Raw genomic sequence first — 13,901 nt, 5'->3', positions numbered from 1 at the left:
GGGCGAACGCGGCATCGCTTCGCGATCTGCCCGGCTCCGCTCGCCTCCGGCCTCGCTCCACCGGCCAGGTCACGCGTTCGCGCGCGTGGCCGAGGTTCGTCGGCCCCGCCACTTTCGGGGCGGGGGGCACGCAGGGCATCCTCGATGCATGGGCGATGACGTGGGGGCCGTCCGGTCGGCGGTGCTGACGCTGCAGCGCACGACCGGCCTGCCCATGGTGTTCGGGGGCGCCCTCAGCGGCCAGGACCGGCTGGTGATCACCGAGCTGGTCGGCAACACGACGGACTCGCTGACCGGGCTCGTGGTGCGCCAGGGCAACGGGCTCGGCGGCAAGGCTATGGCCATGGGACGTCCCGCGTGGGTCAGCAACTACCCGTGCTCGGCGTCGATCAGCCACGACTACGACAAGCCGGTCGGGCGCGAGGGGCTGCTGTCGATCGTCGCCGTCCCGATCGTCGTGCGCCGCCGCGTCCGCGGCGTCCTCTACGGCGCGCTGCGGGAACCGCTGTCGCTCGCCGACCGCGTCGTGGGCGCGGCCGTGGAGGCGGCCCGCGACCTCGAACAGGACCTCGCCGTCCAGGACCGGGCGGACGAGGCGCTGGCGCGGACGCCGCCCGGCACGTCGGCGGCGCGCTGGGAGGAGGTCCGGGCGGTGCACGCCGAACTGCGCGCCCTGGCCGAGCGGGTCCGCGACCTGCCGACCCGCGACCGGCTGCGGGAGGCGTCGCTGCGCCTCGCGGCGGCCGGGCTGGACGAGCCGTCCGGGGCGCCGCGCCCCGTCCTGTCGCCCCGCGAGCTGGACGTCCTGTCCTACGTCGCGATCGGCTGCACCAACGCCGAGGCCGCCGAGCGGCTCGGGCTGCTGCCGGAGACGGTGAAGAGCTACCTGCGGTCGGCGATGCGCAAGCTCGACAGTCACACCCGGTTGGAGGCCGTGACCGCCGCCCGCCGCGCCGGGCTGCTCCCCTGATCCTCGCGCCGCGCCGCCCGGTGCCCCGCGAACGAGGCGGCGGCCGCGGCGAGCGCCGTCCCGCCGAAGCCGAGCATCACGGCGGTGAACGCCGGGCCGTGGCCGCCGGGGACGCCGAGGTACAGGGTGCCGAAGACGGCGACGCCCGCGACGCCCGCGAGCTGGAAGTTCATGTTGACCAGGCCGCTGAGGTCGGCCGCGTGCCGGTCCGGGACATGCGCCGTCAGCCGCCCGAGCTGCGGCGCGAACCCGAAGCCGAGGCCGAGCCCCCCGAACCCGAGCAGGGCGGCGAGCGCCGCACCGTCCGCGCGGGTCAGCCCCGCCGTGGCGTACACCGACGCGAGCAGCAGGTAGCCGGCGATGGGCGCGCGGGCGGCCAGGCGGGCGGGGAGGCGCGGCACGAGCGGCCCGGCTATCCCGAACGCGGCGACCCAGGGCACGAGGACCAGACCGGAGAACAGGGCGCTGCGGCCCAGGCCGTCCTGGAGGTAGAGGGCGAGGACGAACATCATCGCGTAGAAGGTGCCGGTGGCCGCGCCGAGGGCGCCGAGCGTCCACGCCACGACCGGGCGGCCCAGCACGCCGAGGGCGAGCAGCGGGGACTCGACGCGGCGCTGCCGTCTGACGAACAGGGCGGCCACCGGCACGCACGCCGCGAGCGACGCCCACGTCCACGGCGGCCAGCCCGCCTCGCGCCCGAACAGCAGCGGAACGACCGCCAGCAGCGCCGCCGCCGACAGCAGGGCCGCCCCGCCGAGGTCGAGGCGCGCGCCGCGGCCGGGCGCGTCCGCCGGCAGCAGCCGGGCGCCGGCCGCGAGCAGCACGATCCCGGCCGGCACGTTGACCAGGAAGACCGGGCGCCAGCCGAGCCCGCCCACGTCGGCCGAGACCAGCACGCCGCCGAGCACCTGTCCGGCGACCGCGCCGCCGGACAGCGCCACCGCGAGCAGCCCCTGCGCCCGCGCCCGCGCCGGGCCGGTGAAATGGAGCTGGATGCCCGACAGGACCTGCGGCACCATCAGCGCCCCGGCCGCCCCCTGCGCCAGCCGCGCGGCGACGAGCGCGCCGGTGGACGGGGCCAGCCCGCACGCGAGCGAGGCCGCCGTGAACGCGCCGAGCCCGAGCAGGAACATCCGCCGGTGGCCGCGGGCCTGCCCGAGCCGGGCGCCGGTCACCAGCAGGACGGCGTACGCCAGCGTGTACCCGGAGACGACCAGTTCGAGGGCGCCGCCGGACGGCCGCAGATCCTGCCTGACGGACGGACCGGCGACGTTCACGACCGCGATGTCGACGTTGACCATGAACTGCCCGGCGAGCAGCACCGCGAGCATGAGGCCGGGCCGCCGGGGGCCCGGGGCCGGGGGTTCGCCCATCGCGGGCGCGGAGACGGAGGACATGGGGGACCAACCCCGGCCGCCGCCACCGGGTTGCAGTGGAGCGGGCCGGCGGGTGGGTTCCCAGGGCCGGTGAACACCGCGGGGCCGCGCGGTCTTCGTCGGATCGACCCGGCGACGGGGTCAGCGGCGTGGGCGTCGTCCAGTACAGATCGGCCCCCGCGGCGCACTGCCTGGTAACGGTCACCGCACGCCGGCTGCGCCGGGCCGTGCTCGCTCGGCCGTCCCGCCTCGTTCCCGGGCAGGGACGTCCGGCCCCCGAATCGCACTGAAGACGGTAACACCTCCGCCGGCACCGTCGTCGCCGTCCGCACGGCGCCGCGCGTGGGCCGCGACACCCCTCCGGACGGCCTGTCCCAGGTCGGACGAGGAAGGCCGCTCGGCCGCCGGCAGTGGCCCGACCTGCGGCTCCGTGCTCGCGCCCGAAATCGGACCACTCGGGTGAGCCGATTGTGATCCCGGAGCGGCCTCCTACCCCCCCAAAACCCCGATAGCGTGGGACTTGTGGAGGTTGAGGACTCAGGTTGGACATCTCGCCGCAAAGCACTCTGGCTGATGGGGGCGGCCGCCGGTCTCGCCGCGCTCGGCGCGGACGGCGCGCGTCCGCCGCACGGATCGGGGGAGCCCGCGTGGGCCGCGCCGACCCCCCGCGCGCGCCCGGTCATCCATCCGACCCCGACGCCCACCCCGACCCCGACCCCGACGCCCCGGCCCGCGCCGTGGACGCCGGCGAAGCTCACCGCGCTGGAGACGCCCGTCCGCGAGCTGTCGCAGCTGTCTCCCCCGCCGCCCGCCGAGTCGATCGCCCTCACCATCGACGACGGCCCCAGCCCCCTGTGGACGCCCCGGGTGCTCGACCTGCTGGCCGAGCACCAGATCCACGCGACGTTCTTCGTCATCGGTGAGCAGGTGAAGGAGTTCTCCAAGCTCACCCGCCGCATCACCGACGCCGGGCACCAGATCTGCAACCACACCGAGACGCACCCGATCTACATCGCGAACATGTCGAAGAAGCGGGTCCGCAAGGAGATCGTGGAGGCGCACGACCGGATCGCCGACGTGACCGGCGTCGTCCCCCAGTTCTTCCGCTCCCCCGGCGGCGCGTGGACGAAGTCGATCCTGGAGACGGTGGCCGAGCACGACATGCTGCCGATCGACTGGGCCGTCGACCCGCGCGACTGGGCCCGTCCGGGCGTCGGCCACATCCGCCGCACGCTCATGAAGGGCAAGGCCGGCAACATCATGCTGTGCCACGACGGGGGCGGCGACCGCTCCCAGACGCTCAAGGCCCTGGACACCGTCATCCCGAAGATGAAGAAGCGCGGCCTGACCTTCGTCGCCCTCTGAGCGTCAGCGCAGACCCGCGAAGAGGTCGTTCTCGGGCAGTTCCGTCTCCACGCTGGAACGGGCGAGGTGATAGTCCTCGGTCGGCCAGACGGCGCGTTCGACGTCGCGCGGGTGGGCCATGAAACCCGCGTTCGGGTCGATCTGCGTGGCGTGCGCGAGCAGCGCCTCATCCCGGACGGCGAAGTAGTCCGCGCAGGGGACGCGGGTGGTGATGTCGAGCCTGGGCGCGGTGTCCGGCCATGCGGCGAGCACTGGGCCGATGGCCGATTCCAGGCCGCGCCCGGTCATCCCGTCGTGCAGCGCCTGGAACCACTCCTTCGAGAAGGCGCCCTGGTAGTAGAGCTTGCCGGGCCGCCACGGCTCGCCCGTCCCCAGGTAGCGGGACGGGTCGGCGGACGCGTCGAACGCCTCCGCCGTCACCTCGTGCGTCCTGATGTGGTCCGGGTGGGGGTAGCCGCCCGTCTCGTCATAGGTGACGACCACGTGGGGACGGAATTCGCGGATCAGCGCCACGAGCGGGCGGGCGGCCTCGGTGAGAGGCGTCCGCGCGAAGCAGCCGTCCGGGAGGGGCTCACCGGCGGCGGGCAGGCCGGAGTCGACGAAGCCGAGGAACCGCTGCCGGATGCCGAGGATCCGGCGCGCCGCCTCCATCTCCGCCCGCCGGATCGCCGGCAGGTCCGCCCGGACCCCGGGCCGGTCCATCGCGGGGTTGAGCACGTCCCCGCGCTCCCCTCCCGTGCAGGTCGCGACCATGACGTCCGCTCCCTCGGCCGCGTACTTCGCGAGCGTGGCGGCACCCTTGCTCGACTCGTCATCGGGGTGCGCGTGCACGCTGAGCAGCCGGAACCTCATCGGTTCTCCTTCCGGGACGGGTAGAAGAGGGCGGGAACGAGGGTCAGGGCGGACAGGGCGACCGCCCACCAGAAGGTGTGGCCGTAGGCGGCGGCGGGCGGGCGGCCGTCCCGAGCGCAGGGCGTGCGCGGCATGACCGGCCACGAGCGCCGTTCCGGCCGGCAGCGGCACCGCGACGTCCGGTCGCCGCGCCGCCGGGGCGCGGACGGGTGCGGTCATGGAACGTCCTCCAGTCAATAGGTCGAGCCTAAAATTAGCTTCGACACACCGAGTTGGTCAAGCCCATTTTTATGTTCGTTCTAGTTATGAGAGCCCGGGCAGGGGTGTACTCAGGTACACCTCATGCTCGGGTTGCGGGCACACTGTGCTGCGAGGGCGCCGCCAGAAGACTGGACTCCAGAAGGCAAGCGACCCGCGGAGGCTCCGGTGAACGGTGGACTGGTGGAAGAGACACGGCTGCAACGGCATGTGAGGGCGCCCTGGCGCGGGCTGGCCCTCTGGCTGCTCGCCATCCCCGCGACGCTCGTCGGCCTGTGGTTCATCACGGTCGTCTCGATGATCACGAGCTTCGTCGGGGTGCTGCTGTTCCCGTCCGCGACGATGCTGCTGCGCGAGCGGCTCGACGCGTACCGGGTCCGCATCAACCGGTGGACCGACGTCCAGATCGCGCGGCCGTACCTGCCCGAGCCGGAGCGCGAGCCCGGCATCGGCGGCGTGCTCAAGCGGTTCGTCGCGCTGATCAGCGACCCGGCCACCTGGCGCGACTACCTGTGGGCGCTCGCGGACCCGATCGTCTCGGTGTTCACCGCGGCGCTGCCCGGGCTGCTGATCCTGTACGGAGTGTGGGGGTACGTGCTCGCCGCCTTCGCCGGCGACATGATCGGGCACTACGGCGGCAGCGACTGGTACACCTACATCCACGTCACCGAGGGGTACGGCCGCGACACCGGACGGGTCGTCTCCACGGTGATCGTCGCCACCGCGTGCATCGCCCTCGGGTACGCCATCGGCCCGAAGATGCTGACCGCCTACGGGCACTGGGGCCGCGCCATCCTCGGCCCGACGCGCAAGTCGGAGCTGGCGCTGCGCGTCCAGCACCTCACCGAGACCCGGTCGGAGGCCGTGGACGCCTCCGCCGCCGAACTGCGCCGCATCGAGCGCGACCTGCACGACGGCGCGCAGGCCCGGCTCGTGGCGATGGGGATGAGCCTCGGCGCGATCGAGCACCTGCTCGACCGGGACCCGGAGAAGGCCCGCATCCTGCTCGCCGAGACCCGTGCGTCGTCGGCCAAGGCGCTGCACGAGCTGCGCGACCTCGTCCGCGGCATCCACCCGCCGGTGCTCGCCGACCGCGGCGTCGGGGACGCCGTCCGGGCCCTCGCGCTCGACCACCCGCTGGACGTCGAGGTCTCCGCCGACCTGCCTTCGCGGCCCGAGCCGCCGGTGGAGTCCGCCGCCTACTTCGCGGTGTCGGAGATCCTCACCAACGCGGCCAAGCACTCCGGAGCGTCCCGCGTCTGGATCGACATGCGGCACGAGAACGGCATGCTGCGGATCACCGTCACCGACGACGGCCGCGGCGGCGCGACCCTGGAAGGCGGCTCCGGGCTGCGCGGGATCGAGCGGCGGATCGGTACATTCGACGGCGTCCTCGCCCTCAGCTCGCCCGTGGGCGGCCCGACGATCGTGACCATGGAGCTGCCGTGCGCGTTGTCCTCGCCGAAGACCTCGCCCTCCTGAGGGAGGGTCTCGTCAGCCTCCTGGAGTCGCACGACTTCGAGATCGCGGCGGCCGTCGACAACGGCCCGTCCCTGCTGAAGGCACTGCTCGACCACCGCCCGGACGTGGCGGTGGTCGACGTGCGCCTGCCGCCGTCCTTCACCGACGAGGGCCTCCAGGCGGCGCTGGAGGCGCGGCGGCAGGTCCCGGGGCTGCCCGTCCTCGTCCTGTCGCAGTACGTCGAGCAGCTCTACGCCCGCGAGCTGCTCGCCGACGGCACCGGCGCGATCGGCTACCTGCTCAAGGACCGGGTGTTCGACGCGGCGCAGTTCGTGGACGCCGTCCGCCGGGTCGCCGCGGGCGGCACCGCGATGGACCCCGAGGTCATCTCCCGGCTCGTGGCCCGGGGCACCCGCGACACCCCGCTCGGCCGCCTCACCCCGCGCGAGACCGAGGTCCTGGAGCTGATGGCGCAGGGGCGCTCCAACGCGGCGATCGCGGAGAGGCTCGTCGTCACCGAGCGCGCGGTGACCAAGCACACGGCGAACATCTTCGCCAAGCTCGACCTGCCCGTGACCGGCGACGACAACCGCCGCGTCCTCGCCGTCCTGGCCTACCTCAACCGCTGAGTCGCGGGCCGCCGGGCGCGGCGGTGGCGTAGTCTGCCCCGCGAGCGGGCCCGGGGAGGGCGCTATGACGGTGGTTCTGGTTCTGCTGTGCCTGGCGATCGCCGGGCGGGAGCTGTACCTGGCGTTCGAGCGCGGGCGGACGCCGGGCGCGCCCGAGGTCGCCGACATCCGCACGCAGCTGCGCGCCCTCAAGGGGACCCGGGACGAGCTGGAGGAGTTCCGCGCGTCCCAGCGCGAGCGCCTCGACCGGCTCGCCGCCGACCAGGAGAGCGACCGCGCGGCGTTCGGCGAGGCCGACGCCCGGATCCGGTCGCTCGTCACGCAGATCAACGACCGGCTGGTGCCGGAGGTGAGCGGCCGGCTGAGCGAGCAGCGGGAGGCCGCCGAGGAGCAGCGGGCGGCCGTCGAGCGGCTGGCCGCCGAGACGGCCGAGCTCCGCGGCCACCTCGCCCGGCGGCTCGACCAGGCCGCCGCCGCGTCCCTCGGCGCCGAACCCGCCGACATGGTCACCGGGTGCCTCGCCGTCGCGCCCGCCGAGGCGCGCCCGGCGCTGACCGGCCCCTTCGAGCGGTTCGCCGAGCACCACGGGCTGCACGTCGAACTCACCGACGAAGACCGCTACTACCTGTCCGGACGCAGCCCGCGTGCCCTGGAACTCGACTTCATCGACCTCGCGGCCGCGCTGCGCGAGCACTGCGCGGAGTCCACCGGCCCCGCGCGGGCCCTTCTTGGCGCGCTGCGCGACGTCGACCGGGGCGGCGCGCGGATCGGGCCGCTGCTCATGGTGCGGACGCCGGAGTCGCTGGTGTGCGGGGTGCTGCCGCTCGCCGAGCTGCGCCGCCCCGACGCCGCCGGGCTGCTCGGCGACCCGGACGCCGCGGCCCGGCGCCTCCACCGCCTCCCCGAGAGCCGCTTCTGCGACGTGTCCGCCTGGCCGGCGCTCAACGCCTGACCGTCACCAGGCGGCCGCTACCGCAGGGGAGCCTTCCAGGGGAACTCGGGCGCTCGGCGTTCGAGGAACGCGGCGATGCCCTCCTCGACCTCCCCGCTCGCGGCGACCTCGGCGAGCCACCGCCGCGTCTTCTCCTCGACCGGGCCCGCGGCGACGATGGCGTCCACGATGTCCTTGGTCGCCTGCTGGGTGAGCAGGGACCGGGACGCGAGGGTCGCGGTGAACTCGGCGACGCGGTCGTGCAGGCCGCCCTCGGGGACGACCTCGTCCAGCAGCCCGATGCGCAGCGCGTGCGCGGCGTCGACCAGATCGGCCGAGTAGAGCAGGTACTTCGCCGCCGACGGCCCCACCAGCCCGACGAGCCGCGCCGTCGCGGCCGCCGGGTAGACGATGCCGAGCCTGGCCGGTGTGATCCCGAACCGCGCGCCCCGCGCCGCGAAGCGCAGGTCGCAGGCGGCCGCGAGCTGGCAGCCGCCGCCCACGCAGTACCCCTCGATCGCGGCGAGCGTCGGCTTGCCGAACGCGGCGAGCGCCCGCTCGGCGACCGTCGACAGGTGCGAGTCGTCGTCGCGGTGGATGTCGTCCAGCTCGGAGATGTCGGCGCCCGCGCAGAAGTTCCCGCCCGCCCCGGTCAGCACCACGACCCGGACGTCCGGATCGGCGGCGAACCCGTCCAGGATGCCGGGCAGCGCCCGCCACATGTCCGCCGACATGGCGTTCCGCTTGGCCGGCCGGTCGATCGTGACCGTCCCGACGCCCCCGGACGCCTCGAACCGCAGCCCCTCGCCCATCGTCCTCCCTCGCCCGCGCAGCGCGGCTCATCGTATTCGCCCGCCGCCCGGGGCCCGGCGACGGGCCGCCGGAGGTGCCGCCGGAGGGTCGCCGGAACCCGGAGGCCGGTTCGATAGTCATAACCACCGTGAGCACGGAGCACCGGGGACGCGGGTCGGGGGACGCCGCGGCACCGGACGGACGCAGGAGGACATCCGCGTGAAAGCCGTCACCGAACCGGGGGAATGCGAAAGCGCCCTCGATTGCTGTACTGTCGAGGCAACGTCCTTGGACTATCACGACTCGCGTCGAGGACGTCCCTTCCCCGCCCGGGCCATCTGAGCGCCCGGTGAGTTTCGGTCCGGCACGCACACGGCGTGCGGGGCCACCGCACAAGGGAGCCGACGTCAGCCCGGTGGACCGAGCTGCATCCTTCGCATTCCTCTCGCGTACGCGCCGCGGGTTCCGCCGCCGTACGCGGACTTCGACCCCGGGCGGCGCCGCCCGCCGCGCGCCAGCCTGAGAAGGGACACGTATGTCCGCCCCCACCCTCGAAACAGAACCCGCGTCAGGCCGCAAGGCCCCCGCACGCGGCGCGCACGCCGTGTCCGCGCAGAGCGCCCGCAAGGACGGGCGGCAGCAGCAGCGGCGCCCGGCCGACGACGCTCCGACCGTCCCCTTCCACGGCCTCCTGTCCCTCCAGGACAAGCACGCCTTCGTCCGCACGTCCGGCTACCTCGCCGGCCCGGAGGACGTGCACGTCTCCCTCACCCAGGTCAGGGCGCACCACCTGCGTCCCGGCGACGTGGTCGCCGGCTTCGCCAGGGCGCCCAAGCAGGGCCGGGGCGACTCCCCCACCCTCGCCCGCGTCGAGACGGTGAACGGCCTCCCGGTGGCCGAGGCGGCGAACCGGCCCGAGTTCGGCGCGCTGACCCCGCTGTTCCCCGACGAGCGGCTCCGCCTGGACACCGGCCCGCTCGCGACCCGCGTCATCGACCTGGTCGCGCCGATCGGCAAGGGGCAGCGCGGGCTCATCGTGTCGCCGCCGAAGGTCGGCAAGACCATGGTGCTCCAGGCCGTCGCGAACGCGATCGCGGAGAACAACCCCGAAGTGCACCTGATGGTCCTGCTCATCGACGAGCGGCCCGAAGAGGTCACCGACCTGCAGCGGACCGTGCGCGGCGAGGTGATCCACTCGACCTTCGACCGGCCCGCGCGCGACCACACCGCGCTCGCCGAGCTCGCCGTGGAGCGGGCCAAGCGCCTCGTCGAGCAGGGCCACGACGTCGTGATGCTGCTCGACTCGATCACCCGGCTCGGCCGCGCCTACAACCTCGCGGCGCCCTCCAGCAGCCGCATCCTCGCCGGCGGCGTCGCGACGACCGCGATCTACCCGCCGAAGAAGTTCTTCGGCGCCGCCCGCAACATCGAGAACGGCGGCTCGCTCACCATCCTCGCCACCGCGCTGGTGGAGACGGGGTCCCGCATGGACGACGTCTTCTTCGAGGAGTACAAGGGCACCGGCAACATGGAGCTGAAGCTCGACCGGGGCCTCGCCGACCGCCGCGTCTTCCCCGCCGTCGACATCGAGGCGTCCGGGACGCGCCGCGACGAGCTGCTCATGTCCCCCGAGGAGCTCGCCCTCTCCTGGCGCCTGCGCCGCGCCCTCCAGGGCCTGGACAAGCAGGCGGCCGTCGAGCAGCTCCTGGAGAAGATGAAGGGCACCTCCTCCAACGCCGAGTTCCTCCTGCGCCTCCAGCAGACGACCTGACCGGCCCCGCGATCCGGCCGGGGCTCAGCCACCGTTCTCCGGCCTGAACGACCTGAGGATCCGGTCGTAGAGGCGCTGGCCCGGCGTCCACTCCGGGTCGGGCGCGTGGAAGCAGAACTCGTACCCGGCCGCACGGCCGCACAGCACGTGCCGGACGGCGTCGTGCACACCGTCCCGCCAGGTGAACTCCCATTCGGCGGCGCCGTCGATGACCTCGGGCACCGGTTCCAGCCGCAGCCGCTGGTAGCCGGGATAGCGGTGCCCCGCCACGGCGCCGCGCTCCTCGGCGCGCAGCCCGGTCAGCGGGTCGCCGGGGGCCGGGGCGATGCGCAGCCCCCGTCCCGTGCCGGCGTCCTTCCAGGTCATCACGCTGCCGCGGCGCTCCGCCTGCCAGCCCACGGGCACCCGCACCGAGTAGGCGCCCGCCTCGTGATACTTCGCCGTCTTCGCCGACACGCCCGCCGCGGGCCGCAGCGCCACCGCGTCGCCCTTGCCGATCGACGTCCACCGGGCCGTCCAGGTGCCCGCCCCGGCCGCGAGCGCCGCGAGCAGCGCCACGCTGACGACCGTCCCGGGCCGCAGCCGCCGCGACGGCATCGCCGGGACGCGCCACCCCGCCTGCCGCGAGCCGCACGGCGGTTTGCCGGGCGGCCTGCCGCCGCGCAGCGTCCACGGGACCCGCGGGCCGCGCGGGACCGGCGCCCTCGGCGCGTCCCTCGGCACCCAGGCGGCGCTGAGCGCCCACGGAACGCGGCGCCGAAGGGCGGTGCGGTGCACGGAGAAACGGCGGGGATGCGGTACCGGCGCGCGGGTGAAACCAGGTTCGGGGGCCGTTCCGATGACCCTTTCCAACATTTCCGCGGTGGCCTCGGCCGTCAATCTGTCCTCCGGCCGCTGCCGCAGCAGTCCTTCGATGACCGAAGCCAGCGGCCCGGCCCGCACAGGGCGCGCATAGTCGCCCAGAAGAACCGCCACCATCGACGCGAGAGCGTGGCAGCGCAGGAAAGGTGAAAACCCCTCGACCGCCGTGTAAAGCGTCGCGCCGAGCGACCAGAGGTCGGACGCCTCCACGCTCGGCAGGCCGTTCACCCGTTCCGGCGGGAGGTAGGCGGGAGAGCCCTCGATCCCGGCGAGCAGGGTGTCGGCCGGCTGCGCGCCCTTCCCGGTGTGGACGGCGAGGCCGAAGTCGCTGAGCAGGACCCGCCCGTCGTCGCACAGCAGGACGTTGCTGGGCTTGACGTCGCGGTGCAGGATGCCCGCCGCGTGCGACGCGCGGAGCACCGACAGGACCGCCGCGCCGATCTCCGCCGCGCGGCGCACGCCGAGCGGGCCGTCCTCCGTGACGAGCCTGTGCAGGGAGCACGACTCCAGGAACTCCATGACGATCCAGGGGCGGCCGTCCTCGATGATGAGGTCGTGCACGGCGACGACGCCGGGATGGCGCAGGGCCGCGGTCGCGCGGGCCTCGGAGAACAGGCGCCTGCACATCACCCTGCGCTCGCTCTCGGTGATGCGCGGGGGGAGGTGCACCTCCTTGACCGCGACGTCCCGGTCGAGCATCTCGTCGTACGCCCGCCAGACGGTGCCCATGCCGCCTCTGCCGACGACAGAGAGCAGGCGATACCGGCGCGCGAGCGGTATCAGCCGATCCCCACTCATGGGGCGGTTATTCGCCGGAACGCGCCCAAGGCACGCTCCCTCGCCATCAATTGATTCTTGACTGGCGGCCGCCGGAGAAAAAGTGCCCGGGCGTGGTATAACCCACACACGGTGACTTTACCAAAACTCTACGCGAGCACACTCCTGGCCCACTTGTAATCGGACTTCCCGACCGCAGTTCGCTGTACCTCGTCGACCAGGGTCATCTGCCGCGGAAGCTTGTAGCCGGCAAGACGTTCGCGGCAATATTCGGTCAAATCCTCAAGGGTCACCGACGCACCCGGGCGCGGGGCGACCACGGCCGCGACGCGCTGGCCGAACCGCTCGTCCGGCAGGCCCACGACGACCGCGTCCTCCACGGCGGGATGGTCCTTGAGGGCGACCTCGACCTCCTCCGGGTACACCTTCTCGCCGCCCGTGTTGATCACCAGGGAGCCGCGGCCGAGCAGCGTGATCGTCCCGTCCTCCTCCAGGCTCGCGAAGTCGCCGGGCACCGACCAGCGCGTCCCGTCCGCGGCGGTGAAGAACGTCGACGCCGTCTTGGCGGGGTCGTTGTAGTAGCCGAGCGGGATGTGGCCGCTTCGGGCCAGCCTGCCGATCTCGCCGGGCCGCACGACGTTCAGGTCGTCGTCGAGGACGGTGATCCCGGGCTTCATCATGAACCGGGCCGTCCCCTCCTTGGCGCCGACGGACGGGCCGCACGCACCGGTCTCCGACGCGCCGTAGTTGTCGAGGAACATGATGTTCGGCAGGTGCTCCCGGAGCGCGTCCTTCGCGCCCTCGGTCAGCGGCGCCCCGCCGGACGCGATCGCCATCAGTGAGGACGTGTCGTGGTCGCCGGAGGCGAGCGCCTTCGCGACCGGGCGCGCCATGACGTCGCCGACGAGCATCATCACGTTCGCCTGCTCGTCCGCGAGCAGCCGCAGGGCCCTGTCCGCGTCGAACACGTGGTCGGTGTAAAGGACGACCTTGGCGCCGCTGAACAACCCCATGAACGCGACCCACTGGCCGGCGCCGTGCATGACGGGCGCGCAGTCGAGCACGGCCATCGCGGGCTGGTCGGCGTTGGAGGCCAGCTCCTCAGGGCTGCCGATGGGGTCGCCGAGGACGTTCCCGCCGCCGAGCGCGCCGAAGAAGATGTCCTCGCAGCGCCACTCGACGCCCTTCGGATAGCCCGTCGTCCCGCCCGTGTACATGATGTAGCGGTCGTCGCCGGAGCGTTCGGGGAAGTCGTCGCCGGAGGCGGCGCCCGCGAGCGCCTTCTCGTACTCGACCGCGCCGGGGATCTCGGCCTCGGACCCGTCCTCCAGCACGACGACGTGCCGCAGCGCGGGCAGCTCGCCGCGGATCTCCTCCACCTTGGCCAGCAGCGAGCGCTCCCCGACCAGCGCCACCGAGTCGGAGTCGGCCAGGACGTGGCGCAGCTCGGCGGCGACGTAGCGGAAGTTCACCGGGATCGGCACCGCGCGGATCTTGAAGATGCCGAGCATCGCCTCGATCCACTCGGCCCGGTTGTAGGCGAGGATCGCCACGTGCTCGCCCGGCCGGACCCCGGCCTCCGCGAGATGGTGCCCGACCCGGCTCGCCCGCTCGCTGAGCTGCCGGTACGTCCGCCGCTCCGCGCCGGCCACCAGCGCGGGGCGGTCCGGCCCCGCCGCGGCCAGGATCTCGAGCAGGTCGGCCAGGTTGTAGCTTCGCGCCATGCCACGTCCTCGCGTGTCGGGGTGGGGACTGCCCCCGATCCTCCATGCGGACCGGCGCCGACTCAATCCTTGTCGACATCCGGTCCAATGAGATGAGTCACATCTCACGTGCCTGATCCGGCCACGCTCAAGGT

The 13,901-nt window shown here is 73.6% G+C and carries 11 protein-coding genes and 1 pseudogene; 6 read left to right on the top strand and 6 right to left on the bottom strand.

Annotation, left to right across the window (positions count from 1 at the left end; translation table 11 throughout):
* Positions 1–148: 148 nt before the first annotated feature.
* Positions 149–970: a LuxR C-terminal-related transcriptional regulator gene (locus AB0C84_RS29610; protein ID WP_361072857.1), complete on the top strand. Its 822-nt coding sequence runs from the start codon at positions 149–151 to the stop codon at positions 968–970.
* Here the strand turns inward: AB0C84_RS29610 and AB0C84_RS29605 are convergent.
* Positions 916–2,367, bottom strand: a complete 1,452-nt coding sequence (locus AB0C84_RS29605; protein WP_361072854.1) for an MFS transporter — start codon at positions 2,365–2,367, stop codon at positions 916–918. The genes AB0C84_RS29610 and AB0C84_RS29605 overlap by 55 nt on opposite strands.
* 501 nt (positions 2,368–2,868) lie before the next feature.
* Here AB0C84_RS29605 and AB0C84_RS29600 point away from each other — a divergent pair.
* On the top strand, positions 2,869–3,711 hold the full coding sequence (locus tag AB0C84_RS29600; RefSeq protein ID WP_361072852.1) for a polysaccharide deacetylase family protein: 843 nt from the start codon (positions 2,869–2,871) through the stop codon (positions 3,709–3,711).
* A gap of 3 nt (positions 3,712–3,714) precedes the next feature.
* On the opposite strand, the gene mca is transcribed toward AB0C84_RS29600, so the two are convergent.
* Both mca and AB0C84_RS29590 read right to left on the bottom strand, forming a co-directional pair.
* Positions 3,715–4,563 carry a mycothiol conjugate amidase Mca gene (mca, locus tag AB0C84_RS29595; RefSeq protein ID WP_361072849.1) on the bottom strand — a complete coding sequence of 283 codons (849 nt, stop codon included), beginning with the start codon at positions 4,561–4,563 and terminating at the stop codon, positions 3,715–3,717.
* Positions 4,560–4,697, bottom strand: a complete 138-nt coding sequence (locus tag AB0C84_RS29590) for a hypothetical protein (protein WP_361072846.1) — start codon at positions 4,695–4,697, stop codon at positions 4,560–4,562. Before AB0C84_RS29590 ends, mca begins: the two co-directional genes overlap by 4 nt.
* A 304-nt stretch (positions 4,698–5,001) precedes the next feature.
* Between AB0C84_RS29590 and AB0C84_RS29585 the strand changes: the two genes are divergently transcribed.
* From AB0C84_RS29585 to AB0C84_RS29575, 3 genes are all read left to right on the top strand, one after another.
* Complete coding sequence (locus AB0C84_RS29585) at positions 5,002–6,303, top strand: histidine kinase (protein WP_361072864.1); 1,302 nt, start codon at positions 5,002–5,004, stop codon at positions 6,301–6,303.
* A complete protein-coding gene (locus AB0C84_RS29580) occupies positions 6,267–6,911 on the top strand; it encodes a response regulator transcription factor (protein WP_179845488.1) in 645 nt (214 codons plus the stop codon). The genes AB0C84_RS29585 and AB0C84_RS29580 overlap by 37 nt, the downstream gene beginning before the upstream one ends.
* 64 nt (positions 6,912–6,975) lie before the next feature.
* On the top strand, positions 6,976–7,863 hold the full coding sequence (locus AB0C84_RS29575) for a hypothetical protein (protein WP_361072842.1): 888 nt from the start codon (positions 6,976–6,978) through the stop codon (positions 7,861–7,863).
* Between the two features lie 17 nt (positions 7,864–7,880).
* Here AB0C84_RS29575 and AB0C84_RS29570 read toward each other — a convergent pair whose 3' ends face one another.
* On the bottom strand, positions 7,881–8,654 hold the full coding sequence (locus AB0C84_RS29570; protein ID WP_258944642.1) for an enoyl-CoA hydratase-related protein: 774 nt from the start codon (positions 8,652–8,654) through the stop codon (positions 7,881–7,883).
* 653 nt (positions 8,655–9,307) lie between these two features.
* On the opposite strand from AB0C84_RS29570, the pseudogene rho reads away from it, so the two are divergent.
* Positions 9,308–10,405 (top strand): annotated as a pseudogene (rho, locus tag AB0C84_RS29565) (transcription termination factor Rho); the annotation flags it as partial.
* Positions 10,406–10,429: 24 nt separating this feature from the next.
* Here rho and AB0C84_RS29560 read toward each other — a convergent pair.
* Both AB0C84_RS29560 and AB0C84_RS29555 read right to left on the bottom strand, forming a co-directional pair.
* Positions 10,430–12,064: a serine/threonine-protein kinase gene (locus AB0C84_RS29560; protein ID WP_361072838.1), complete on the bottom strand. Its 1,635-nt coding sequence runs from the start codon at positions 12,062–12,064 to the stop codon at positions 10,430–10,432.
* Positions 12,065–12,192: 128 nt separating this feature from the next.
* Positions 12,193–13,767: an acyl-CoA synthetase gene (locus AB0C84_RS29555; RefSeq protein WP_361072835.1), complete on the bottom strand. Its 1,575-nt coding sequence runs from the start codon at positions 13,765–13,767 to the stop codon at positions 12,193–12,195.
* Positions 13,768–13,901 lie beyond the last annotated feature (134 nt).

It is taken from the genome of Actinomadura sp. NPDC048955, assembly GCF_040649435.1.
GTDB lineage: Bacteria > Actinomycetota > Actinomycetes > Streptosporangiales > Streptosporangiaceae > Spirillospora > Spirillospora luteofluorescens.
The sequence above is the reverse complement of the archived record's forward strand: the minus strand, read 5'-3'. Positions and strand labels throughout refer to the sequence as shown.

Coding starts and splice junctions, on each gene's coding strand:
- AB0C84_RS29570 (WP_258944642.1), bottom strand. CDS start 8,654: ATGGGCGAGGGGCTGCGGTTCGAGGCGTCCGGGGGCGTCGGGACGGTC.
- AB0C84_RS29575 (WP_361072842.1), top strand. CDS start 6,976: ATGACGGTGGTTCTGGTTCTGCTGTGCCTGGCGATCGCCGGGCGGGAG.
- mca (WP_361072849.1), bottom strand. CDS start 4,563: ATGAGGTTCCGGCTGCTCAGCGTGCACGCGCACCCCGATGACGAGTCG.
- AB0C84_RS29590 (WP_361072846.1), bottom strand. CDS start 4,697: ATGCCGCGCACGCCCTGCGCTCGGGACGGCCGCCCGCCCGCCGCCGCC.
- AB0C84_RS29605 (WP_361072854.1), bottom strand. CDS start 2,367: ATGTCCTCCGTCTCCGCGCCCGCGATGGGCGAACCCCCGGCCCCGGGC.
- AB0C84_RS29610 (WP_361072857.1), top strand. CDS start 149: ATGGGCGATGACGTGGGGGCCGTCCGGTCGGCGGTGCTGACGCTGCAG.
- AB0C84_RS29560 (WP_361072838.1), bottom strand. CDS start 12,064: ATGAGTGGGGATCGGCTGATACCGCTCGCGCGCCGGTATCGCCTGCTC.
- AB0C84_RS29555 (WP_361072835.1), bottom strand. CDS start 13,767: ATGGCGCGAAGCTACAACCTGGCCGACCTGCTCGAGATCCTGGCCGCG.